This is a genomic window from Cellulomonas jepli, from assembly GCF_047229345.1.
Taxonomy (GTDB): Bacteria; Actinomycetota; Actinomycetes; order Actinomycetales; family Cellulomonadaceae; genus Cellulomonas_A.
Window position 1 is genome coordinate 1 of record NZ_JBFTER010000056.1, and the last position, 23381, is coordinate 23381.

At 74.0% G+C, this 23381-nt stretch carries 15 protein-coding genes and 1 pseudogene; 10 read left to right on the forward strand and 6 right to left on the reverse strand.

Annotated features, from left to right (window positions below):
* The 5 genes and pseudogenes from AB6N24_RS13735 to AB6N24_RS13755 all read left to right on the forward strand — a co-directional run.
* Window positions 1–218: pseudogene (locus tag AB6N24_RS13735) on the forward strand (hypothetical protein); the annotation flags it as partial.
* The gene (locus tag AB6N24_RS13740; RefSeq protein ID WP_034631234.1) at window positions 215–1198 is read left to right on the forward strand and encodes a ribose-phosphate diphosphokinase; all 984 of its coding nucleotides are present in this window, start codon (window positions 215–217) and stop codon (window positions 1196–1198) included. The pseudogene AB6N24_RS13735 and the gene AB6N24_RS13740, both read left to right, overlap by 4 nt.
* A 381-nt stretch (window positions 1199–1579) precedes the next feature.
* Window positions 1580–2203, forward strand: coding sequence for a 50S ribosomal protein L25/general stress protein Ctc (locus AB6N24_RS13745; protein ID WP_412869969.1), 624 nt, complete (start codon window positions 1580–1582; stop codon window positions 2201–2203).
* Between the two features lie 127 nt (window positions 2204–2330).
* The gene (gene pth / locus AB6N24_RS13750) at window positions 2331–2948 is read left to right on the forward strand and encodes an aminoacyl-tRNA hydrolase (RefSeq protein WP_412869953.1); all 618 of its coding nucleotides are present in this window, start codon (window positions 2331–2333) and stop codon (window positions 2946–2948) included.
* Window positions 2949–3081: 133 nt separating this feature from the next.
* The gene (locus AB6N24_RS13755; RefSeq protein WP_412869954.1) at window positions 3082–4614 is read left to right on the forward strand and encodes a sugar transferase; all 1533 of its coding nucleotides are present in this window, start codon (window positions 3082–3084) and stop codon (window positions 4612–4614) included.
* Window positions 4615–4720: 106 nt separating this feature from the next.
* Here the strand turns inward: AB6N24_RS13755 and AB6N24_RS13760 are convergent, their stop codons facing one another.
* Window positions 4721–6049, reverse strand: coding sequence for a right-handed parallel beta-helix repeat-containing protein (locus AB6N24_RS13760; RefSeq protein ID WP_412869955.1), 1329 nt, complete (start codon window positions 6047–6049; stop codon window positions 4721–4723).
* Between the two features lie 763 nt (window positions 6050–6812).
* Entirely contained in the window at window positions 6813–8246 is a 1434-nt protein-coding gene (locus AB6N24_RS13765) for a right-handed parallel beta-helix repeat-containing protein (RefSeq protein WP_412869956.1), read from the reverse strand.
* A gap of 474 nt (window positions 8247–8720) precedes the next feature.
* Between AB6N24_RS13765 and AB6N24_RS13770 the strand changes: the two genes are divergently transcribed.
* Window positions 8721–9896 carry a glycosyltransferase family 4 protein gene (locus tag AB6N24_RS13770; protein WP_412869957.1) on the forward strand — a complete coding sequence of 392 codons (1176 nt, stop codon included), beginning with the start codon at window positions 8721–8723 and terminating at the stop codon, window positions 9894–9896.
* A gap of 52 nt (window positions 9897–9948) precedes the next feature.
* Here the strand turns inward: AB6N24_RS13770 and AB6N24_RS13775 are convergent, their stop codons facing one another.
* Genes AB6N24_RS13775 through AB6N24_RS13785 form a run of 3 tightly spaced genes read right to left on the reverse strand, consistent with a single transcriptional unit; the run spans window position 9949 to window position 13138 of the window.
* The gene (locus tag AB6N24_RS13775; RefSeq protein WP_412869958.1) at window positions 9949–10710 is read right to left on the reverse strand and encodes a CDP-alcohol phosphatidyltransferase family protein; all 762 of its coding nucleotides are present in this window, start codon (window positions 10708–10710) and stop codon (window positions 9949–9951) included.
* Complete coding sequence (locus AB6N24_RS13780; protein ID WP_412869959.1) at window positions 10692–11693, reverse strand: glycosyltransferase family protein; 1002 nt, start codon at window positions 11691–11693, stop codon at window positions 10692–10694. Before AB6N24_RS13780 ends, AB6N24_RS13775 begins: the two co-directional genes overlap by 19 nt.
* Window positions 11690–13138 (reverse strand): lipopolysaccharide biosynthesis protein, encoded by a 1449-nt coding sequence (locus tag AB6N24_RS13785; protein WP_412869960.1) that lies wholly within the window; start codon window positions 13136–13138, stop codon window positions 11690–11692. The genes AB6N24_RS13780 and AB6N24_RS13785 overlap by 4 nt, the downstream gene beginning before the upstream one ends.
* A gap of 355 nt (window positions 13139–13493) precedes the next feature.
* Here AB6N24_RS13785 and AB6N24_RS13790 point away from each other — a divergent pair, with 355 nt between their 5' ends.
* The 4 genes from AB6N24_RS13790 to AB6N24_RS13805 all read left to right on the forward strand — a co-directional run bounded on the left by AB6N24_RS13790 (window position 13494) and on the right by AB6N24_RS13805 (window position 21710).
* Window positions 13494–14690 (forward strand): DUF1972 domain-containing protein, encoded by a 1197-nt coding sequence (locus AB6N24_RS13790; protein WP_412869961.1) that lies wholly within the window; start codon window positions 13494–13496, stop codon window positions 14688–14690.
* On the forward strand, window positions 14687–15403 hold the full coding sequence (locus AB6N24_RS13795; RefSeq protein WP_412869962.1) for an RAD23 family protein: 717 nt from the start codon (window positions 14687–14689) through the stop codon (window positions 15401–15403). The genes AB6N24_RS13790 and AB6N24_RS13795 overlap by 4 nt, the downstream gene beginning before the upstream one ends.
* Before the next feature lie 128 nt (window positions 15404–15531).
* Entirely contained in the window at window positions 15532–19719 is a 4188-nt protein-coding gene (locus tag AB6N24_RS13800; RefSeq protein WP_412869963.1) for a LamG-like jellyroll fold domain-containing protein, read from the forward strand.
* Window positions 19716–21710: a glycosyltransferase family 2 protein gene (locus AB6N24_RS13805; RefSeq protein WP_412869964.1), complete on the forward strand. Its 1995-nt coding sequence runs from the start codon at window positions 19716–19718 to the stop codon at window positions 21708–21710. The genes AB6N24_RS13800 and AB6N24_RS13805 overlap by 4 nt, the downstream gene beginning before the upstream one ends.
* Before the next feature lie 143 nt (window positions 21711–21853).
* Here the strand turns inward: AB6N24_RS13805 and AB6N24_RS13810 are convergent, their stop codons facing one another.
* Window positions 21854–23260 carry a hypothetical protein gene (locus AB6N24_RS13810; RefSeq protein WP_412869965.1) on the reverse strand — a complete coding sequence of 469 codons (1407 nt, stop codon included), beginning with the start codon at window positions 23258–23260 and terminating at the stop codon, window positions 21854–21856.
* Window positions 23261–23381 lie beyond the last annotated feature (121 nt).

Below are 23381 nucleotides of genomic sequence, written 5' to 3' on the forward strand. Positions count from 1 at the left end.
ACGCGATCACCACGTTCCTGCACGGCATCGCCGCCGAGGCCGCCGCGCGCGCCCTCGGCGACCGCAGCACCGAGGACCTCTCGCCGCAGGCGCGCCTCGAGCTCGAGCGTGCCCAGCGGGCCGCCGCGGGCCAGGCCCCCACGCCGCCACCGACGCTCCCGGACCACCCCGCGGAGATCCACGACCTGCCGGCCGACACGAAGGACACCGCACGATGATCGGGACCGTGTCGAACGACGGCGAGCGCCGGCTGGTGCTCGTCTCCGGCCGGGCCCACCCGGAGCTGGCGACCTCGGTCGCCGAGGAGCTCGGGACCTCGCTCGTCCCCACCACCGCGTACGACTTCGCGAACGGCGAGATCTACGTGCGGTTCGGGGAGTCGGTGCGCGGCTCGGACGCGTTCGTCCTGCAGAGCCACGCGGCGCCGATCAACCAGTGGCTCATGGAGCAGCTCCTCATGGTCGACGCGCTCAAGCGCGCCTCGGCCAAGACCATCACGGTCGTCGCGCCGTTCTACGGCTACGCGCGCCAGGACAAGAAGCACCGGGGCCGCGAGCCGATCTCGGCGCGGCTCATGGCCGACCTGTTCCGGACCGCGGGTGCCGACCGGATGATGAGCGTCGACCTGCACGCCGCGCAGATCCAGGGCTTCTTCGACGGACCGGTCGACCACCTGTGGGCCATGCCGATCCTCACGGAGTACGTCCGCACGCGCGTCGACACGACGAACGTGACGGTCGTCTCGCCCGACGCGGGCCGCATCCGCGTCGCCGAGCAGTGGGCCGCGAAGCTCGGCGGTGGCCCGCTCGCGTTCGTGCACAAGACCCGCGACATCAACCGGCCCAACTCGACGAAGGCGAACCGCGTCGTCGGTGACGTCGAGGGCCGCAGCTGCGTGCTCGTCGACGACCTCATCGACACGGCCGGCACGATCACGGGCGCGGTGCGGGTGCTGCTCGAGGCGGGTGCCAAGGACGTCATCGTCGCGGCGACGCACGGCGTGCTCTCGGACCCCGCGATCGATCGCCTGTCGCAGTGCGGGGCGCGCGAGATCATCATCACCGACACCCTGCCGATCGCCGACGACCGCCGCTTCGAGCAGCTCACGGTGCTCTCGATCGCCCCGCTCATCGCGCGCGCGATCCGCGAGGTGTTCGACGACGGCTCGGTCACGTCGCTGTTCGACGGCCAGGCCTGACCCTCCCGCACGACCGCCGCACGCCGGCCCCGGCCTGACCCCGCCCGCACCTCCGCCGCACCGCCGGTCCCGCCCGTCCAGCGGGCCCGGCGGCGGCTCACCCCGGGACCGGCTTGGGGTCCTGGCCCCGGGCGGGTAAGATCGTCAAGTTGCCTCGGCGAGGGACGTCGGACGGTCAGGTCGCGGGATGCCATCCCGCACGATCGGACCACGATCTCCGTGATCGACTGGGCGGATGCCTCCGCGTGCCCGTCCTGCGCCCCGCGTCGAGGCCACCACCTGCTCGTCCTGCGCTGACCATCATCAGCGGCGGCCGTCCTCCCCGGGCGGCTCGTCCCCCTGCTCGCTGCCCTGCACCACCGTCCTCACTTGGGAGTCATCGTGTCCGAGGTCAAGCTCGTCGCCACCACCCGCACCGATTTCGGCAAGGGCGCCGCGCGCCGCACGCGCCGTGCCGGCCGCATCCCCGCCGTCCTCTACGGGCACGGCTCGGACCCGCTGCACGTGTCGCTGCCGGGCCACGAGACGTTCCTCGCGCTCAAGCACGCCAACGCGCTCTTCGCGATCGAGATCGACGGCACGACGACCCTCGCGATCACCAAGGACGTCCAGCGCGAGCCCGTCCGCAACGTCATCGAGCACGTCGACCTCCTCATCGTGAAGAAGGGCGAGACGGTCTCCGTCGAGATCCCCGTCGTCATCACGGGCGAGTCGTTCTCGGGCACGATCCACATCGTCGAGCACCAGACGGTCGCCCTCGAGGCCGAGGCGACGCACCTGCCGCAGTCCGTCGAGGTCTCGATCGAGGGCCTCGAGGCCGGCGCCACGGTCACGGCCGGCGAGCTGACGCTCCCGCAGGGCTCGACGCTCGTCACGGACGCCGACGCGGTCATCGTCTCGATCACCGCGCCGCAGGCCACGGCCGCCGACCGCGAGGCCGACGCCGCCGCGGCCGACCTCGCCGCCTCGCAGTCGGCCGCGTCGGCCGCTGCCGCGGAGGCCTGAGCCACCACACGCACGGGGTGACGCGCTCGCGCACCGCCCCGCTCGGACGCACCACGGCGCCCGGTACCGTCTCGGTGCCGGGCGCCGCTGCGTCGCCCCGGGCACCCGACCGATCGGAAGGACCGCCATGACCGAGGGCCCCTGGCTCGTCGTCGGCCTCGGCAACCCCGGTGCGCAGTACGCCGGGAACCGCCACAACGTCGGCCAGATGGTGCTCGACGAGCTCGCTCGACGCACCGGCTCGAGCTTCGGGTCGCGTGGCGGGATCCTCTCGCGCCGCCCGCAGGCCGTCGTCGCCGAGACGCGGCTCGGGACGCTCCCCGGCGGGGCGCCCGGCCCCCGGGTGGTGCTCGCGAAGCCGACGACGTACATGAACGTGTCGGGCGGACCGGTCGCGTCGCTCGCGCAGTACTACGACGTGCCGCCCGAGCGCGTGGTGATGGTGCATGACGAGCTGGACATCCCGTACGCGGAGCTCCGGCTCAAGCGCGGCGGCGGCGAGGGCGGGCACAACGGGCTGCGCGACACGTCCAAGGCGCTCGGCACCAAGGACTACGTGCGCGTCCGAGTCGGGGTCGGCCGCCCGCCGGGGCGCATGGACGCCGCCGACTTCGTGCTGCGCGACTTCTCGGCCACCGAGCGCAAGGACCTGCCGTGGCTCGTCGACGCGGCGGCGGACGCGGTCGAGCTCGTCGTCGCCGAGGGGCTGGAGAAGGCGCAGCTGCGCGTCCACACCAAGGGCTGAGCGGCGCACCGGATCGTCACGCACGGTTCACCCGGTTGCCGTGGCATCGGGTGAAATCGGACATTTGGCGTTGTTACGCCCATGAGGTCGTCCTACCCTTTCACCAGCATCTTCAGCGCTGGACGGGGGACGTATGACGCTGACGGCAGAACCAGGGCTGGACGAGTCGGAATGGACGCAGGAGCGTCGCGCGCGGTCGATCGAGGCCCGCCGCTCCTGGGCCTCCGACCTTCCTTTCGAGCGGCGACCGACGCCGTACAACTCCGACGAGACCACCTACCCGATGCGGTGGGCGCGCGCGAGCGTGGCGTACGCCCGCACCGCCGTCCTGCTCGACGCGGTCCTCGCGGCCGGCGTGACCTTCGCGGTCCTCGGCTGGTCGGCGGGCTACACGCTCGCGAGCGCCGCCTGGGCCGTCGCGGGAGCGTTCGCGTTCGTGGCGTTCGTCGCGACGGCCAAGGGGTACCAGCGCTCGGCGCTCGGTGACGGCCCTCGGGAGTTCCAGTCGGTGCTGCGCGGCACGGTGCACCTCGCCGGCGCGCTCATGGTCCTCGGCTTCCTTCTCGACGCTCCTGTCCCGCGCTCGCTCGTGGTGGTCGGGGTCCCGGTCCTCGCCGTGCTCTCCTGGTGGGTCCGGCACGTGCACCGCCGCCGCCTGCACCGGCTGCGCACGCAGGGCCAGGCGATGATGCGCACGGTCGTGGTCGGTGACGCCGCCTCGGCGCTGCGCGTCACGCGCAACCTCGGCGGCGCGACGCACCACGGCTACCAGATCGAGGGGATGTGCCTCCCGGAGGCGCGGCCCGGCGGCGACGTCGGCGGGGTCCCGGTCCTCGGGGCGATCGCGGACGTCGTCCAGGTCGTCGCGGACCGCGCGGCGGAGGTGGTCATCGTGACCGGCTCGTCGCTCAGCGGCGACGCGCTGCGCCGGCTGTCCTGGGCGCTCGGTCGGGCCGGTGCGCACCTCGTCGTCGCGCCGGACATCGTCGAGGTCGCGAGCCCGCGGCTGACGGTCCGCCCCACGGCCGGGCTGTCGCTGCTCCAGGTCGAGATCGAGGCGCCGCGGGAGCGGCTGCTCGCGAAGTCGGTCATGGACCGCACGCTCAGCGTGCTCGCGCTGCTCGTCGCCTCGCCGGTCATCCTCGGTGCCGCGGCGGCGGTCGCGCTGACCTCGAAGGGCGGGGCGTTCTACCGCCAGACCCGCGTCGGGGTCGACGGGCGGACCTTCACGATGTGGAAGCTCCGCACGATGGTCGCGGACGCCGACCGGGTGCGTGAGGAGCTGCTCGAGTCGAGCGACCGCGACGGCCTGATGTTCAAGATGCACGCCGACCCGCGCATCACGCCGGTCGGCCGGGTCCTGCGGCGGTTCTCGATCGACGAGCTGCCGCAGCTGCTCAACATCATCAAGGGCGACATGTCGCTCGTCGGGCCGCGGCCGCCGCTGCTCGAGGAGGTCCAGGCCTACCCCGACGCCGTGCGCCGCCGGCTGCGGGTGCGCCCGGGGCTCACCGGCCTGTGGCAGGTGAGCGGCCGCGCGGACCTCGCCTGGGAGGAGTCGGTGCGCCTCGACCTGCGCTACGTCGACAACTGGTCGGTCACGATGGACCTGATGATCCTGTGGAAGACGGGCCGCGCCGTGCTGAGCGGCTCCGGGGCGTACTGACGGGTCGTCAGGCTCGCGCGCCGGACCGCCGGACCACGACGACGGGCGGGGCGCTCCCCTGAGGGAGCGCCCCGCCCGTCGTCGTCGGTGCGGTGAGGCGTCGAGGTCAGCCGCGCGAGATCTTGACCGCGGTGCCGTCGAGCCACGTGTTGTTCGTGTTGACGATCGTGTTCGTCGTCGGCGCGATGATCGCGCACTTCGCGATGCGCTGCGCCGTCCCGAACACGTTGTTCGACACGGTGATGCCCTGGATCGGCCCGTACTTCGAGCCGTACGCGATGTTGACCGAGCAGGCACCGCCGTCGATCTTGTTGTTCGTCACCGTGATGTTCGAGGTGACGGTGCGGTCCTGCGTCGTCTGGAAGGCCGACGAGTGGGCGCCCTCGATCGTGTTGCCACGGAACATGAAGTTGGACCCGCCCTGGATCTGGACGTTGTCGGCGTGGCTCGGCCCGCCGTTGTGGTTCGGGTCCTGCATGTAGATCAGGTTGTCGTGCAGCCACGAGTTCTCGACGGTGACGTTCGAGCCGGTGATGTGCACCGAGTCGATGACCTTCGCGATCTCCGTGCGACGAACCGTGAAGTTGTGACCGATGATGCCGGCGATGTGCGGCGACGCGTCGGCGGCGACGAGCTCGCTGTCCTCGATCGTGAACGGGTACTGGCCCGCGCTGTTGGTGATGAGCGCGAAGCTGCTGGTGATCGGTCGGCCGCGGACGATCGTGCGCTTGATCGTGACGTTCGGCGCCTGGACCTTGATGAAGCCGCGCACGTCGAGGGCGTCGATCACGGCGCCGGGCGTGGTGACGACGAGGTCACCGGTGTGGACCTTGAGGGCGGTGCCGGTCGGCACGCCCGTGGACGCGGCGGTCGCGAAGCGCGGCTGCGCCGGCGTGGGGGACGCGGTCGGCGTCGGCGTGGGCGTCGCGGTCTTGGTGGGCGTCGGGGTCGGGCTCGGCGTGGACGTCGCCGAGGGGACCTCGAAGCTCTTGACGGCCAGGACCACGCGGACGCTCGCGTCGCGGTTGTAGACGGTCACCTTGCCGGCCGCCGACGAGGGCAGCGGGAGGGTGATCGTCGCGCTGCCGGCGTCCTGCACGGGCGTCGTCAGGACGGTGCTGGCCTTGCAGGCGTCGGTGAGGGTCGCGCCGGCACAGACCGAGAGCGTGGTCGGCTTCCAGGCCCAGCGGCCGGTGACCGTCATGGTCACGGCCGTCGCGCCCGTCGGCACGGAGGGCAGGGTGACGATCTTGGACGAGCTGTAGCTGAGCGTGAACTCGGGGATCGCCGCACCGGTGCTGGTCACGGTGCTGAGCGGGACCGATGCGCCCTGGGCGGCGACGCTCGGGGCGCCTGCCACCAGGACCGCGCCCAGCACGGCGACCGCGAGGGCGCGACGCGTGACGCGTGATCGGTCGGGCGAAACTGCGAACATGAAGAATCTCCTCATCAGGTGCGTTATGGGCGGAACACATAGCCCATGCTCGTCAGCCTGGATTTCGTCGCGGAAGGCGACCCGCGTTCCGAGAAATGGACAGTACGCCATCGGTGCGACCCTCGTAAGTGAGCGTTCTCACTCAGAGGGCCTAATCGGTCGGCCGGTGACGTCTGCGTAGCGTGTGACCTGCAACTTCACCCGATCGGCGGTGCAGATGTTCACCCGTCAGCGGAATTTGCCACGCGTTTTGGGCGATTCGTCCAGAAATGTACGAGGCCGGCGCTCGGCACCGTGGTGCGCTCGCTCACATTTGTGTGTTTACGCGTAAATGAGCCCGGCCGGGCGACGGCGCAGCTGAGGAATTCCCCATGTGATCTGTGCCACGTGCGTGCCGCCCGCAGCGTGCCTCGGGTGAGCGTGCGCCGACGGACCTGTCGTTCTCTGCTACAGCCGCCCGCCCGCCCGCCCGCGTGCGGTGCGGCGCAGCGGCGGCGGCGGTCCGCCGAGGGCTGGTGGGCGGCCGGGGCGGCGCTTCCGTCGGAGCCTCGCTCCACGGTCGCGGGCCGGGGCGGCCCGCTCCGCCGTCGCGGTGACGGCCAGCCCTGCCGGGGCACGGACCAGCCCGGCGCTCTGCTGTGGAGCTCGCTGCAGTGCGCCGGGCTGGGGGTGCGTCCGAGCTCTCTCGAGCGGTGGTGCGTCGTGCTACCGCGGTCCGGTGCGCGGCCCTCGCGGTGTGCGCGCGCGGACCGTCACGACCGGGTCAGCCGCGCGACAGCTGCACGGGGGAGCCGTCGACCCAGGTGTTGTTGGTGTTGGCGATCGTGTTGCTGCTCGGCGCGATGATCGCGCACCTCGCGTGGCGCTGGCTCGTGCCGAACACGTTGTTCGACACCGTGAAGCCCTGGATCGGGCCGTACTTGGAGCCGTACGCCACGTTGACCGAGCAGGCGCCACCGTCGATCTTGTTGTTCGTCACCGTGACGCCCGAGACCGCTGCGCGGTCCTGCGTCGTCTGGAAGGCCGACGACTCCGCACCCTCGATCGTGTTGCCGCGGAACGTGATGTTCGACCCGCCCTGGATCTGGACGCTGTCGGCGTGGCTCGGGCCACCGTTGTGGTTCGGGTCCTGGGCGTAGAACAGGTTGTCGTGCAGCCACGAGCCCTCGACGAGGACGTCCGAGCCGGTGATGTGCACCGAGTCGATGACCTTCGCGATCTCCGTGCGGCGGACCTCGAAGTTGTGCCCGATGATGCCGCTGACGTGCGGCGACGCGTCGGCCGCGACGAGCTCGCTGTCCTCGAGCGTGAAGCGGTACTTGCCGAGGTCGTTGGTGATGAGGCCCATGCTGCCGGTGAGGGGCCTGCCGCGGATGATCGAGCGCTTGATCGTGACGTTGTCCGCCTTGACCTTGACCAGGCCGTGGATGTCGAGCGAGTCGATGACCGTCCCGGGCTGGGTGATCACGAGGTCGCCGTTGTGCGTGGCGAGCGCGGTCCCGGCCGGGACCCCCGTCGAGCCGGGGCCGGCGAACCCGCCGGAGCCGGACCCGGAGCCCGAGCCCGACGTCGGTGCGGGGGCCGGCGCCGGCGCGGTCGCGGAGGGCGCGGGCTTCGGCTGCACGGGGGCCGTCGTCGGCGCCGGGGCGGGCGCGGGTGCGGGCGGCGGCGGCGGGGTCGTGTACGACTGCACCTCGGCGCGGACCCGCACGCTCGCGTCGGCGTTGTAGAGGGTCACGCGGTTCTTCGCCGAGGCGGGCAGCGCCACGGTGACCGTCGCGGTCTTGGCGCGCTGGGTCGGCGTCGTGAGCGCTGCGGTGCCCTTGCAGCTCGTGGTGGCGGTCTGGCCGGCGCAGACGGAGATGCGCGTCGGCTTCCAGGACCAGCGGCCCCGGAGCTTGAGCGTCACGGACGTCGCGTTCGCGGGCGCCGCGGGCAGCGTCACCGTGCGGGACGTGCCCGGAGCGAGGACGAGCTCCTCGATCGTCGGCGCCGTCGTCGTCGCGGCCGCGGCCGACACCATGGGCGTGGTGGCGGCGCTCGCCCCGGGGTCTGCGGGCAGCGCGGCGGCCGGTGCAGTCGCCTGCGAGGCGCTCCAGGGGACGAGGGTCATGATCAGCGCACCCACCGAGGTGAGGGCCAGGCGTCGTGCTCTCGAGCGCTGGGTCGGCGCTCCGGTCGCGTTTCTACCCGTCATGGGACTCCTCGTTGTCTTCTGCGCAGCCGTGGTCGGCGCACGTGGTGCGCGTCGGGGCGCGGGGGCGATGGCCGCATCAGCGGCCGCATCCGCGTCGACATTAGGCCATTCGGGTGAGACCCGAAGTGACCGGAGTCACGCACCTGCGGGGGCGCGAGTGCCCCGGATCGGCCGCCGCACGGGGCCCGACCTGCGCGTTCGGACATCCGTCCGAGTGCTGTCGCGTCACGGATGCGTGACGCGTTTCACGCCGTGGCTGACTGTTCGGTTGAGGGAGGCGGCTGTTGGGACTGCGGTCGAAGTTCGGGCACGCTGTGTGCATGGACGATGCGAAGCGGCGGGGCGAGGGATGAGCGCCTGCGGGGCCACCGTACTCAGCCCGGTCCCTCAGGGGGAGAAGCATGAGAGACATCTCATGAAACGGCGACCGGCGTCCTGCGTGGCCCAGCGGCCCCTCGGCGGGGAGGCGACCTCGTGACGGCGCCCCTGCTGCTCGTCGGGCACCCGTCCCCCGACCTGTACGGGTCGGACCGTCAGCTGCTCGAGACGGTGTCGGCGGCGGTCGGCAGCGGCTGGCGCGTCGAGGTCGTGCTCCCGCTCGACGGACCGCTCGTCGAGCTGCTCGAGGAGCGCGGCGCCGGGGTGCGCGTCGTGGAGTTCCCGGTCCTGCGCAAGGCGCTCCTGCGCCCGCGGCAGCTCGTCCGGCTGCCGTGGCGCATGCTCGCCGCGACGCTGCGGCTGCGCCGGCTCGCTCGCCGGCTCGACCCCGCCCTCGTGTACGTCAACACCGTCACGATCCCCGAGTGGATCGTCGCCGGGCGCCTCGCCGGGCGGCCCGTCGCGTGCCACGTGCACGAGACGGACGACGGCTACCCGCGGATCGCCCGCCGCGCGCTCACCGCGCCGCTGCTGCTCGCGCGCTCGGTCATCGCCAACAGCGGGGCCTCGCGGCACGCCGTCACCGAGGTCGTGCCGCGCCTGGACGCGTCCGTCGTCGTGGTCCACAACGGCGTGCCCGGCCCGCCCGACGGCCCGACCCCGCTGCGGCCGCGCGTCGCGGGCGACCCTGCCAAGATCGCGCTCGTCGGGCGGATGTCGCCGCGCAAGGGCACCCACGTCGCGCTCGAGGCGACCGCACGGCTCGTCGCCGCGGGGCACGACGTCTCCCTGAGGGTGTGCGGCACCGTCTTCCCGGGCTACGAGTTCTTCGAGGAAGAGCTGCGCGAGCGGGCCGCCCGCCCGGACCTCGCCGGCCGCGTGACGCTCGCCGGCTACGTGCACCCCACGTGGGGCGAGCTCGCCGCGGCGGACGTCGTGCTGGTCCCGTCGCGCTCCGAGTCGTTCGGCAACACGGCCGTCGAGGCGATGCTCGCGGGCCGCCCCGTGGTCGCCTCCGGCGTCCAGGGGCTCGCCGAGGTCCTCGACGACGGCCGCACCGGGCTGCTCGTGCCCCCGGACGACCCGGCGGCGCTCGCCGACGCGATCGCGTCCCTGCTCGACGACCCGGCGAAGGCGGTCGCCCTCGCTGCCGCCGGGCTCGACGAGGCGTCACGGCGCTTCACGGTGACGTGCTACACGGAGGCGATCCTCCGGGCGCTCGCCGACGCCAGCGGGGGAGCGGTCCCCGAGCCGCAGGCCACCACGCGCTGACGACCCGGACGACGCGCTGACGACCCGGCCGGCCCCGCGGGGGCGGCTACAGCTAGGCGGTGAACGTCCGCATCTCGCGGTACCAGCGGACGAGCGCCGCGAGCAGCAGGAGCGCGTTCGCCACCATGAGGAGCGTGTACAGGGGCACGAACACGCTGGGCACCCCGAGAAGAGCGAAGGACACGCACAGCAGGCCGTAGTCGCCGGGCAGGACGAGGAGCGAGCGCAGCACGGGCGCCGGCTCGGTGCTCGGCGGCGAGGCTGGCGCGCCGAGAGCCGCCCGCGCGCTCCGGCGCAGCTGCTCGGACAGGATGACGGAGAAGAAGAAGACGCACGCCACGGCGCTGAACGCGAGCGGCACGAGCAGCATCGCCGGCGGCAGGTCGAGGAAGCGGTAGAAGCTGATGAGCACGGCGAGGTGGATCACGGCCGTCTTGGTCGCGTCCACGACGTGGTCGAGCCACTCGCCGGCGCGGCTGCCGGACCCGGTCAGGCGCGCGAGCTGCCCGTCGGCGGCGTCGAGCATGTAGCCGAGCACGAGGAGCGACGCGACGAGCACGCCGGTCCCCACGGTCGGCCGCAGGGTCGCGAGCAGGGCGATCCCGGTGCCGCTCAGCAGGGCGCTCGCGACCGTGACCTGGTTCGGGGACAGGCCCAGCCGGTACGCGAGCGCGGCGAGCTGGCGGCCCGCGGGCCGGTTGACCCAGCGCGACCAGCCGGCAGCACCGCGGTTGCTCTTCTGCGCGGCGGCCAGCCGGTGCACCACCTCGCGGTGGCTCTCCGCGGGGCTGTCCGTCAGGGGCCGGGGTGCCATGGTGTCGTTCTCCTCGTGTCGGGTGACGCGGGGACCGCGCCGGGGGCGTGCGGGGCTGCGGGCTGCGATCTGCGGCGGGTCACCAGGAGCCGCAGCCCGGCGAGCGACCCCCGCACGACCGCGCCCACGGGGGCGACGGGGTGCAGGAGCTGGCGCCGGCCGCCGCGGAGCAGCACCTCGACGGCGTAGCGCGGCGTCCCCAGCGCCCAGCGCAGGCGGTCCCGCGGGGCCAGGTGGCGGGCGGCGAACAGGAGCCGGTTGCGGCAGTTCCAGTAGTAGTACGTCGTCGACTTCGCCTGCGGGTGCGCCGTCGTCTGCGTGGCGCCCCCGTCGTGCACGGCGCGCACCCGGGTGTCGACGACCAGGCCCCCGCCTGCGGACGAGCAGCGCCAGGACAGGTCGACGTCCTCCCAGTAGAGGAAGTAGTCGTCGTCGAAGCCGCCGATCGCGTCCCACAGCTCCACGGTCAGGACGACGACGGTGCCGGCGAGCCAGGCGTCCGCCAGCGCGGGGTCGCTGCCGTCGGCGGCGCGCGTGCGTCCCTCGCGCACGAGCACCTGCGAGCCGCGGAACTGCACGCGGCCGTCCGGTGCGACGACGAGCGGCGAGCGCATCGTGAGTGGCTCCGCGCGCGTCGAGGCGACGAGCAGCGCGAGGTCCGGGGCCGTGACGGACGCGTCGGGGTTGAGCAGCAGCAGGGTGTCCGCACCGGCCGCGCGCGCGACCTCGACCCCGGCGTTCATGCCGGCGCCGAAGCCGACGTTGTCGAGCTCGAGGAGCGACCAGTCGCGCTCGCGGGCCAGCTCGCGCACCGCGCGGCGCTCGTCCTCGCCCGAGTCGTTGTCGACCACGTGGACCCGTGCGCCGCTCGCCTGCAGGTCGTCCGCGATGTTCGCCCGCAGCAGCGCGCTCGAGCCGTAGTTCACGACCACGACGCCGACGCCGCGCAGGTCCGGAGCCGGGTGCCCGGCCGGCGAGCTCATCGGGCGGACCCCCGCGCGAGCGCCGTGCGCGCGACGGCGAGGACGGCCCGCAGGTCGCGGCGCACGGGCGGGACGGCGAGCCCGACCGCGTACGCGACGCCCAGGCCGAGCAGGGCGAGCGCGAGCTGACCGACCGGCGAGCCGTCGGCGACCACGGTGGCCGCGTACCCCGCCGCTGCCGCGACGGACGCGATCGCGAGGATGCGCAGCGCGCCGAGGACGAGCGCGCGCGCGGGCAGGGGAGTGCGCCGCGAGAGCCACCAGATCGACAGCGGCCACTCGAACGACGCCGCGATCGCGATGCCCGCGGCGACCCCGGTGATGCCGAACGTGCTGCCGGCGACCACGCACACGATCTTGAGGACGGCCGTGACGGTCGAGTACCGGAAGAGCTCCCCGGTCAGCCCCCGCGCGAGGTAGACCCAGAAGCCGACGTACGCGAGCGTCTGCATCGCGCCGGCGATGGCGAGGAACCGCAGCACGGGGGCCGTCTCGAGCCACTGCTCGCCGAGCGCGACGTGCACGACGGGCTCCGCGGCCCCGGCGACGACCCCGACGCCGACCACGAGCGTGTACCCGAGCGTGAGCTGCCCGAGCCGGACGTAGTGCGAGAAGCGCTCGGTGTCGTCGCTGAGCCGGGACAGCACGGGCAGTGCGACCGTCGTCGTCGGCGCGCGCAGCTGGCCGAGCGTCGTGGTCAGGAGGTGGTAGCCGCGGTTGTAGAGCCCGAGGTCGCCCGCGCCGAACCGGCGACCGATGAGGAAGGAGTCGGCGTTGTTCGCGACGTAGCCCAGCACCTGGGTCGCCGCGAGGTTGCGGCCGAACCGCAGCAGGTCGCGCACCGGGGCCGTGCGGTCCGGCAGCCCGGGGAGCCAGCGCCCCCACGACGCGAGCATCACGAGCAGCACGACCGCCTGCGTGAGCTGCTGGCCCACGAGCGCCCACGTCCCCTGGCCCGCGAGCGCCAGGCCGACGCCGACCCCGAGCGCGGCCGCCGGCGCGGACAGGTCGCTCGTCGCGAGCGCCGTGAAGCGCATCCGGCGGACGAGGTCGGCGCGGAACTGCGTCGCCATGCCGTTGAGCAGGAACGTCACCGCCAGGGCCCGCGCGACCGGGGTGACCTCGGGCTCGTCGTACAGCGTCGCGAGGAGAGGTGCGCACAGCAGGACGGCGAGCGCGAGCGCGGCGCCGAGCCCGGTGTTGATCCAGAACAGGTTGGTGCGCTGCCCCCGGGACAGCTCGGGCGCCTGCACCGCCGCGGACGAGAGCCCGAAGTCGCGCAGGATCTCCCCGATGCCGATCACGGCGACGACCATCGCCAGCAACCCGTAGTCGTGCGGGTCGAGGAGCCGCGCGAGCAGCACGACCGACAGGACCTGGACGCCGATCCGCCCCACCTGGCCGGCCATCGTCACCGCGCCGCCCCGGGCGGCTCGGGCGCCCATGCCGGCGACGGGTGGTGCGGACGGTGGCATGGTCGAGGGCTCCGGTGCGTCGAGGGCGGTTGCTGACCGCACCACCACGGCATTCCCCTGGCGTGGTCGGAGACGCGGCCGCGGGTCTGCCTGACGGCCCGGTCAGCACGGCCGAATCTACTCGGACCCGCAGGGCCGACGTCGTGGCCGTCCGGGTGAAATGTTCGATTTGTGCGCTGTGACGTGCGCGGGCGTCCGTATTCTTTCGCTGACGATCGAGGGCCGGTTGTCCCGGTGCCCGCGACGCGGAGCCCGGCCGGCCCCGCCGTCCGCGGGCCGCTCGGGCCGCGCGACGGCCGGGGCGGGCACCACGAGGGGGAGTGTCGTGACGGGACAGGGGAGCCTGCGCATCGCGCTGGTGGGGACGCGCGGTGTGCCGGCGCGCTACGGCGGTTTCGAGACGGCCGTCGACGAGGTCGGTCGCCGGCTCGCCGCCCGCGGGCACGAGGTCACGGTCTACTGCCGCTCGACCGGCGAGGAGGCGCCGCCCACGTACGCCGGGATGCGCCTCGTGCACCTGCCCGCGGTGCGCCGCCGCTCGCTCGAGACGCTCTCGCACACGGGTCTGTCGGTGCTGCACCTCGCGGCGCACCGGGTCGACGCCGCGATCGTCTTCAACGCCGCGAACTCCCCGTGGCTGCCGGTCGTCCGCGCCGCGCGGATCCCGGTCGCGACGCACGTCGACGGGCTCGAGTGGAAGCGCGCGAAGTGGGGCCCGAACGGCCGCCGGTACTACCGCGCCGCGGAGAGCCTCTCGGTGCGCTGGTCGGACGCGCTGATCGCGGACGCCGAGGGCATCGCGCAGTACTACCGCGACGCGTTCGCCGTCGAGACCACCCTCCTGACCTACGGCGCCCCGCGGCTCGACGGCCTGGGCTCGGACCGGCTGCGCGCGCTGGACCTCGAGCCCGACGGCTACCACCTCGTCGTCGCGCGCTTCGAGCCGGAGAACCACGTCGACCTGATCGTCGAGGGCTACGTGCGCAGCGGCGCGACGCTGCCGCTCGTCGTGGTCGGCGGCGCGCCGTACTCGGACGCGTACACCGCGCGGGTCCGCGAGCTCGCGGACGACCGCGTGCGCCTCGTCGGGCCGGTGTGGGACCAGGACCAGCTCGACGAGCTGTACGCGCACGCCCGGACGTACCTGCACGGCCACTCGGTCGGCGGCACCAACCCCTCGCTCCTGCGGGCGATCGGGGCCGGCACGGCGGTCACCGCGTTCGACGTGAGCTTCAACCGCGAGGTGCTCGGCGCGGACGGACGGTTCTTCGCGGACGCGGCCGGCGTCGCGGCGGCGGTCGAGGAGGCCGAGCGGGACGCCGCCGGCACCGCCGTGCGCGCGGCCGGCCTGCGCGTGCGGGCCGACGCCTACGACTGGGACCGCGTGGCCGACGGCTACGAGCAGCTCTGCCACGACCTGCGCGCGCGCCGCGTCCCCGGCCCGCGCCGTGCCCGGCGCCGGCCGGTCGCCCTCGACGGCGCCGCCGCGTCCGTCCCCGCCGACTCGGAGGCCCTGCGATGAGCGAGACACCCACCACCCCCACGGGGCCCTGGGCCCGGCTGAGCCCGCGCAACCGGGTCGTCGCGCTCGCGGTGCTCGCCGCGGTCGTCGTCGCGCTCGTCGTGTGGGGGATCGTGCGTGCCGGAGCCGGTGAGCCCGGCGCGGCGCCCACCGGGACGGCGAGCCCGTCGACCACACCGTCGGCGTCACCCACGGCGTCGCAGTCGCCGCTCGTCGCCGGCGCCACCACCGAGGGCGCCGAGCCCGGGGAGGCAGCGTCCGCGTCGCCCGACGCCGCGGCCCCCGTCACGGTCCCGCCCGACGCCGCGCCCGCGTCCGGCACCGTGTCGTCGGCCGTCGGCGCTCCCGCCGAGGTCGCGCCCAGCGTCACGGTCACCGTCGACCCGCTCGAGGCGGTCCAGGGCGACGGCAGCGGGCCCGGGCAGATCGACGGCCCGTCCGTCCGGTTCACCGTCCGCGTGAGCAACGGGTCGGACGCCGAGCTCTCGCTCGTCGGCGCGGTCGTCAACGCGTACTTCGGCGCCGCGCAGACCCCCGGCGTGCAGCTGAGCGGCTCGGGGTCGAGCCCGCTCCCCACCACCGTCGGCGCGGGCGCCGACGCGACCGGCACCTACGTGTTCCTCCTGCCGCCCGACGCCACCACGACGCGCGTCGAGGTGTATTCCGTCCCCGGCGCCGCCGTTCTCGACGCGACGGCGCCCACGCCGTCCTGACACCCGTTTGCGCCGACTTTCACCCGGTCGGCACCCGAGGCTGTCCGGTTCGCGCGGATATCCTACGAATCGGTCCTCCGCGACCGCAAAACCCCCTGTCGACGTTTTTCGTGGCAATCGAGGACCCCATGCGTCAGCACGTTCACCTCGGTCGCCGGCTCGCCGCCGGCCTGACCTCCCTCGTGATGGCGGCCGGCGCGCTGGCCGTCGCCGCGCAGCCGGCAGCCGCGGACACCGCGCCCGTCGTCCCGGACCTCCCGGAGACGGTCGCCGCCGACTCCCTGCCGACCGTCCAGATCGACGGCGTCGTGTGGGACCAGGAGATCGTGGGCAACCGGGTCTACGTCGCGGGCAGCTTCACGACCGCGCGCCCGGCGGGCGCCGCACCCGGGACGAGCACCGTGCCCCGCGCGAACCTCCTGGCCTACGACCTGACGACCGGCGCGCTCATCACGAGCTTCGCGCCGACGCTCAACGCGCAGGCACGCAGCCTCTCCGCCTCGCCCGACGGGAGCCGCCTGTACGTGGGCGGCGAGTTCACGCAGGTCAGCGGCTCGACGCGCTACCGCGTCGCCGCCTTCAACGCGACGACCGGGGCTCTCCTGCCGTTCGCGCCCATCATCAACGGCTCGGTCGCCACGGTCGAGGCGACCGACACCTCGGTGTACGCCGGCGGGATCTTCTCCCAGATCGGCAACGCGACCCGGGTGCGCGTGGCGCAGATCGACGCCGCGACGGGGCAGGCCACGGCGTTCAACGCGACCCCGGACAACGGCCAGGTCGCCGCCATCACGATCTCGCCGGACCGCTCGACCGTCGTGATCGGCGGCAGCTTCACCTCCGTGGGCGGGTCGAGCACCCCGGGGTACGGACTCGCACGGCTCGATGCCGGCACCGGCGCGGCGCTGCCCCTCGCGGTCAACGGCCTGATCCGCAACGGCGGCGAGGACGCCTCGATCTACAGCCTGTACGGCGACGAGCGCGGTTTCTACGGCACCGGCTACACGTACGGCGGCGGCGGGAACCTCGAGGGCGCGTTCTCCGCGACCTGGGACGGTGCTCTGCGCTGGGTCGAGGACTGCCACGGCGACAGCTACGACGTGTACACGAGCGGCGACGTGACCTACACGGTCGGCCACCCGCACTACTGCGCGACGGTCGGCGGCTACCCGCAGACCGAGCCGTGGACGGCCCAGTACGCGAACGCGTTCACGAACTTCGTGACCGGGCCCGTGGGCCGGAACATCTACAGCAGCTACTTCCAGTTCGAGGGGAACCCCGGGCCGAGCCTGCTCACGTACTTCCCGACGTTCCTGCCGGGCAGCTACACGGGCGCCAGCCAGGCGACGTGGACCGTCACGGGCAACGGCGACTACGTCGTCTACGGCGGCGAGTTCACGCACGTCAACAACGTGCGCCAGCAGGGCCTGGTGCGGATGGCCGTCAAGGAGATCGCGCCCAACAAGCAGGGCCCGCGCCTGTCCGGCGCGTCCTTCCCGCTCGCGGCGACGTCGCACGAGGCCGGCGAGGTCCGGCTCGCCTGGAACGCGAACTGGGATCGCGACAACGAGACGCTGACGTACCGCGTGCACCGCGGGACCAACGCCACGGTGATCAACGAGCAGACCGTGACGGCCAAGTTCTGGAACCTGCCGCAGCTCGGCTTCGTCGACACCGGTGCCGCGCCGGGGAGCACCCAGCAGTACCGGGTCTCCGCACGCGACGCGTTCGGGAACACCGTCTACTCCGACTGGGTCCCCGTCACGGTGTCGAGCGACGGCGTCCTGAGCCCGTACGCCCAGGAGGTCCTCGACGACGGCGCCCGCTCGTTCTGGCGGCTCGGTGAGGACTCCGGCACGGTCGTGCGCGACTGGGCGGGCTACAACGACGCCACCGCCCTCGCGGGGGTGACCCGCGGCGCCGCGGGCGTCGTCGCCGGCGACCCGGACACCGCGTCGACCTTCGACGGCACGGACACCGGGCGCATCGCCTCCAACCGCGCGCAGATGAGCCGTCAGACCTTCACGGTCGAGGCGTGGTTCAAGACCACCACGCGCGCCGGCGGCAAGATCCTCGGCTTCGGCAACCTGGCCACCGGGAACAGCGCGCGCCACGACCGGAACATCTACATGAACACGTCGGGTCAGGTGCTCTTCGGCGCCTACCCCGGCACGACGCGCACGCTCCAGTCGCCGACCGCGCTCAACGACGGCGCGTGGCACCACGTCACCGGCACGCTCGGCGCCGACGGGATGTCGCTGTACGTCGACGGCAAGCGCGTCGCGAGCCGCGCCGACACGGTCAGTGCGCTGGCGTTCGACGGCTACTGGCGCATCGGTGGCGACTCGACGTGGTCCGGCTCGCGCAACTTCACCGGCTCGATCGACGACGTCGCCGTGTACGACCGACCGCTGACCGCGGTCGAGGTCGACAGCCACTACGTGCTCTCGGGACGGACGTCGGCCCTGCCCGCCGCCCCCACCGACGCGTACGGCAAGGCCGTGCACGAGGACGACCCGGACCTGTACTGGCGGCTGGGCGAGGCGTCCGGCACCACGGCCGCGGACTCGGGCGTGCGCAACATCACGGGCGCCTACCGCAACGGCGTCGTGCTCGGGCAGGCGTCGGGCGTCGTCGGCACGACGAACACGTCGGCGCGCTTCGACGGCGTCAACGACACCATGGCCAGCAACGTGCAGTTCGTGAGCCCGTCGGCCTTCACCCAGGAGCTGTGGTTCAGCACCACGTCCACGACGGGCGGCAAGCTCATCGGGTTCGGCAGCGCCGCGAGCGGTCTGTCGACGAACTACGACCGGCACGTGTTCCTCGACGCGACGGGAAGGCTGACCTTCGGGGTCCACCCCGGCGGGCCCGTGGGGATCACGTCGCCCACGGCGTACAACGACGGCGCGTGGCACCACCTCGTGGCGTCGCAGTCCGCGGCCGGCATGCGGCTGTACGTCGACGGCGTGCTCGTCGGCTCGAACGCGGAGGCGCGGGCGCAGACGTACAACGGCTACTGGCGCGTCGGTGGCGACAGCTCGTGGAACGGGCTGCCGGCCTACCTGGCCGCCCGCATCGACGAGGTCGCGGTCTACGGCCGGGCGCTGACCGACGACGAGGTGCGCGAGCACTTCACGCTCGGCAGCGGCACCGCACCGGCGAACGCCCTCCCGCTCGCGGCCTTCACGGCGACGCCCGGCGAGCGCACGGTCGCGGTCGACGGCTCGGCCTCGTCGGACCCCGACGGCACCGTGGCCGGCTACGCGTGGGACTTCGGGGACGGCGGCACGGCCACCGGCGCGACCGCGACGCACCCGTACGCCGCGGGCGGCGAGTACACCGTGACGCTCACGGTGACCGACGACAATGGCGCCAGCGCGTCGACCAGCCAGCAGGTCACGGTCACGGACCCGCCGCCGAACGTGGCGCCGGTCGCGGCGTTCACGGCGTCGACGAGCGACCTCGCGGTCTCCGTGGACGGCTCGGGGTCGTCCGACCCGGACGGCACGATCGCCGCGTACGCCTGGACCTTCGGCGACGGCGGCACGGCGACGGGCGCGACGGCGACCCACGACTACGACGCCGCGGGGACCTACCCGGTCACGCTGCGGGTCACGGACGACGACGGGGCGACGCACGAGCGCACCGCCGAGGTCACCGTCACCGACCCGCCCGTGGTCGTCGACCTGGCCCGTGACGTGTTCGACCGCACGGTCGCCAACGGCTGGGGCGCCGCCACGACCGGTGGCACGTGGACCCCGACGACCTCGGCCAGCGGCTTCTCGGTCGCCGGCGGCACCGCGACGCAGCGCATGAACGCCGCGGGCGCCACGACGACGACGTACCTGAACGGGGTCTCCTCGACGGACACCGAGGTCGCGGTCAAGGTCATCCCGAACCAGGAGCCGACGGGCGGCGGCACGTACGTCTCGGTGCTCGGACGACGCGTGGACGCGGCGAACGACTACCGCGCCCGGATGCGGCTGCTCCCGGGGGGCAAGGTCAACCTCCAGCTCCAGCGGAGCGCGACGACCCTGACCGCCGCGGACGTGGCCGGGCTGACGTCGGTCGTCGGTCAGCCGCTCGCGGTGCGCGTGCAGGTCACGGGGACAGCGCCGACGACGCTCCGCGCCAAGGTGTGGGTCGACGGCACGCCCGAGCCCGCGGCGTGGCAGCTGACGACGACGGACGCGACCGCGGCGCTGCAGGTGCCCGGCTCCGTCGGGCTGAGCGCCTACCTCTCCGGCTCCTCGACGACGGTGCCGACGACGGTCGGGTTCCGTGACCTGTGGGCCGGACGGGCGCCCCAGTGACGTCCGCGTCGCACCCCGTGCTCGACACCGGCGAACCCGAGAGCGGGCCGGCTGCGTCGGGGGAGGTGGCGGCGGCGCTCTCGGTGACGGTGGCGGTGCTGACGTACCTGCGGCCTGACGACCTGCGGGCGGTCCTGCCGACGCTCGCCGCGCAGGCCGCCGCGCTCGGTCCCGGCGCCCGGGTGCTCGTCGTCGACAACGACCCGGCGGGCAGCGCCCGGGACGTCGTCGCGGAGCTGGCGACCGGTGCCCGGTACGTGCACGAGCCGGAGCCCGGCATCGCGCACGCCCGCAACCGCGCGCTCGACGAGGCGGCGGGGGACGACCTGCTGGTCTTCGTGGACGACGACGAGCGACCGTGCGACGGCTGGCTCCGCCTGCTCGTCGAGCAGTACCTCGTGGACCGGCCGGGCGCCGTCGTCGGCCCCGTCGTCTCGGAGTACGTCGTCGACCCGGACCCGTGGGTGCGCGCCGGGCGGTTCTTCGACCGCCGCCGGCTCGCGACGGGGACCGAGGTGACGCTCGCCGCGACCAACAACCTGCTGCTCGACATGCACCAGGTCACGGCCGCCGGGCTGCGCTTCGATGCCCGTTTCGGCCTGACGGGCGGCAGCGACACGCTGTTCACGCGGCAGGCCGCCGTGCGGGGCCTGCGCATGGTCTGGTGCGACGAGGCGGTCGTGACCGACGTCGTCCCGGCGAGCCGGGTCACGCGCTCGTGGGTGCTGCGGCGGGCCTACCGCTCCGGCAACGGCTGGACCCGGGTCAGCATCCTCGTCGCCGGCTCGCCGGCGGCCCGGCTGCGGACCCGCGCGTCGCTCGTCGCCGAGGGCAGCGTGCGGGTCGCCGCCGGCGCCGCACGGACCGCGCTCGGGATCGCCACCCGCTCGCTCGAGCACCAGGCCCGTGGGCGCCGCACGCTCGCGCGCGGGTCCGGGATGCTCACCGGGCTCGTCGGTCACGTGTACGCGGAGTACGCGCGCCCGGGCTCGTCCGCGCAGGCCGCGCTGCTGCCGGCGCCGGACGAGGTGTCCCCGGTGGCGGGAGCGTCCGAGGCGAGGGTGACGGTGGCGATCGCCACGTTCCGTCGGCCGGCGACGCTCGCGCACGCTCTCGAGCGGGTCGTCGAGCAGGCCGAGAGCCTCGGGCGCGACGTGCGCGTGCTCGTCGTCGACAACGACCCCGACACGAGCGCCCGCGAGCTCGTGACCGGCACCTGGTCCGGACGCGCGGAGTACCGCCACGAGCCGCGACCCGGTCTGGCTGCCGTCCGGAACCACGCGCTCGACGCGAGCGCGTCGAGCGACGTCCTCGTCTTCGTCGACGACGACGAGGTCCCGCGGGACGGCTGGCTCGAGAACCTGCTCGACGCGTGGGCCCGCTGGGGCTGCGCCGCGGTCGCCGGACCCACCGTCCGGCAGCTCGCGGAGCCGGTCGACCCCTGGGTCCGCGCGAGCGGCTTCTTCGAGCCGCGCCGGGCGGGCGCCTCGGGGACGGTCGTCTCCGGCGCCGGAGCGGGCAACCTCCTGCTGGACCTGCACGCGCTGCGCCGGCACGGGCTGCGCTTCGACGAGCGGTTCGGCGCGAGCGGCGGCGAGGACTCGATGCTGACGAAGGCTCTGGGCGCGCGGGGCGAGGTGGTCCGCTGGTGCGCGGAGGCGGTCGCCGACGAGCCGGTCGCGGACGACCGGGCGACCCGGCGCTGGGTGCTGCGCCGCGCCTACCGGACGGGGACGACCTGGAGCGCCGTCAACGTGGCGCTGCAGGGGACGGCGGCTGGGCGGGTCCGCAAGCGGCTGGTGCTCGCGGTGCACGGTGCCGGCCTCGTCGTGCTCGGCGGGGGGCGCGCGGTGGCGGGCCGGCTCACCGGGTCGCTGCCGCTGCGTGCCCGCGGCGAGGTGCGCGCGGCGAGCGGCTGGGGCGCGCTCGTGGGTGCTGCCGGCGTGACGTACGCGGAGTACGGGCGCACGCCGAGCAGCGGCCGGCCGTAGGGTCCGAGGACCCGGCGGGGCGTGCCCGCGAGCTGCGGACGGCCCGGCGCCGGGCGTCGGCCCCCTCGCCCCTGGGTGAGTGCCTGGACGGGCGGTCGGGTGAGTTCCTGGACGGGCGGTGCTCGCGTCCGTCCGTCCGGTGCCTACGCCGGGCCGGTCCGTGGAGCGCGCGCCCCGGGGTCCTCGGGCGACGTGCCCCGCTGCAGCAGCGCGAGCCCCAGGACGGCGACGAACGCGGTCGTGGACCCGTTGAGCGTGCCGAACATCAGGTTCCACGCCGTCAGGAACGTGAGCCACACCGTCACGCCGCTCGCCTGCTTCGCGGTCACGGCGCCCGCGAGCGCGAGGACGACGAGCACGAGGATCGCGAGCGCGAGCGCGGCGCCCGCGATCCCGAACGCGGCCCAGAGGTCGCCGACGACGGAGTGCAGCCGGAACTGGGTGCCGAACATGAACCGCTCGACGTAGCCGTTGTCCGGGTCGTAGTGGATCGTGCTCATGCCGGTCTTGGCGGTCGCGACGTCCGAGGGGGAGGGCAGCGTCCCGGGCCCGAAGCCGAGCGGCCGCTCCTGCATCAGGGCCACGGTCGCGGCCAGCTCGGGGCGACCGCCCAGCAGCAGCGAGCCGGACGTGCGGATCTGGTCGAGGGTGCGCTGCTGCGCCGACTCGCCCAGGTGACCCTCGAGGATGAGCGAGACGCCCAGGTTGTACGTCGCGGCCACGACGGCGCCCATCACGGCGAGCACCTGGAGCCGTCGCCGCCACGACGACGCCTCGCCCTTCACGCGTGACGGCACGGCCTGCCACAGCAGCAGCGCCGCGGCGACGAGGTAGAGCGCGAACGCCGAGCGGGAGTCCTGCGTCGCGGAGAAGAGCGCGAGCACGACGAGCGCGCCGACGTCCGCCGTCCGCCGGCGCCACAGCCGTGCGGCCGAGAGCACGATGATCGACACGGGGACCGCGAGCGCGAACTTCCACGGGTTGACGCCCCACGTGTCCGGTCGGGCGACCGCGGCCGCGAGCGCACCCAGACCGAGCCAGATGCCGACCCACGGGGCCGGCAGCAGCGTGCGGGCCCACAGCACGACGCCGACCCCGCCGAGCAGCCCGGCGAGCACGAGCGACGTGCTGGTGGCCAGTCCGGAGCTGATCTCGTGGTCGGCGGACGACCACACCGTGAGCCATGCGCCGTTGAGCAGCGCGAGCACCCCGAGGCCCAGCAGGAGGCGTGCGCCCACGAACCGGCGGAGCGCCGGCAGCCACACCGGCAGGAGCACGACCGCGACGATCAGGCCGGGGACCACCTCCTGCACGACGCGTACCCGCAGACCGGTGAGGACGAGCGCCGCGACGGCGATCCAGCGGTTGAGCTGCGTCGCCGGGTCGACGACACCGCCGCGGACCGTCCCGCTCCCGACGGCCGGGCTCGGGCTGACGGGCGGGGCGGGCGCGAGCGAGGCGCGGCCGTCCTGCCAGGGGACGTCGACGTCGAGGACCCCGGGTCCGGTGCGTCCGCCCGGGTCCCCGCGGTGCTGGTGCGTGGTCCGCATGTCCCCCCTCGGTCGGTACCGGTCGATTGTCCCTCGTCGGCACCCGTGACGGAGCCCCCCGGCGGGTGAGAGAAACGGACAAACCTCACCCGCCCGGAGGTGCCGAGCGGCCAGGCTCGGC

Coding starts and splice junctions, on each gene's coding strand:
- AB6N24_RS13800 (WP_412869963.1), top strand. CDS start 15,532: ATGCGTCAGCACGTTCACCTCGGTCGCCGGCTCGCCGCCGGCCTGACC.
- AB6N24_RS13765 (WP_412869956.1), bottom strand. CDS start 8,246: ATGACGGGTAGAAACGCGACCGGAGCGCCGACCCAGCGCTCGAGAGCA.
- AB6N24_RS13795 (WP_412869962.1), top strand. CDS start 14,687: ATGAGCGAGACACCCACCACCCCCACGGGGCCCTGGGCCCGGCTGAGC.
- AB6N24_RS13755 (WP_412869954.1), top strand. CDS start 3,082: ATGACGCTGACGGCAGAACCAGGGCTGGACGAGTCGGAATGGACGCAG.
- AB6N24_RS13780 (WP_412869959.1), bottom strand. CDS start 11,693: ATGAGCTCGCCGGCCGGGCACCCGGCTCCGGACCTGCGCGGCGTCGGC.
- AB6N24_RS13785 (WP_412869960.1), bottom strand. CDS start 13,138: ATGGGCGCCCGAGCCGCCCGGGGCGGCGCGGTGACGATGGCCGGCCAG.
- pth (WP_412869953.1), top strand. CDS start 2,331: ATGACCGAGGGCCCCTGGCTCGTCGTCGGCCTCGGCAACCCCGGTGCG.
- AB6N24_RS13810 (WP_412869965.1), bottom strand. CDS start 23,260: ATGCGGACCACGCACCAGCACCGCGGGGACCCGGGCGGACGCACCGGA.
- AB6N24_RS13740 (WP_034631234.1), top strand. CDS start 215: ATGATCGGGACCGTGTCGAACGACGGCGAGCGCCGGCTGGTGCTCGTC.
- AB6N24_RS13775 (WP_412869958.1), bottom strand. CDS start 10,710: ATGGCACCCCGGCCCCTGACGGACAGCCCCGCGGAGAGCCACCGCGAG.
- AB6N24_RS13760 (WP_412869955.1), bottom strand. CDS start 6,049: ATGTTCGCAGTTTCGCCCGACCGATCACGCGTCACGCGTCGCGCCCTC.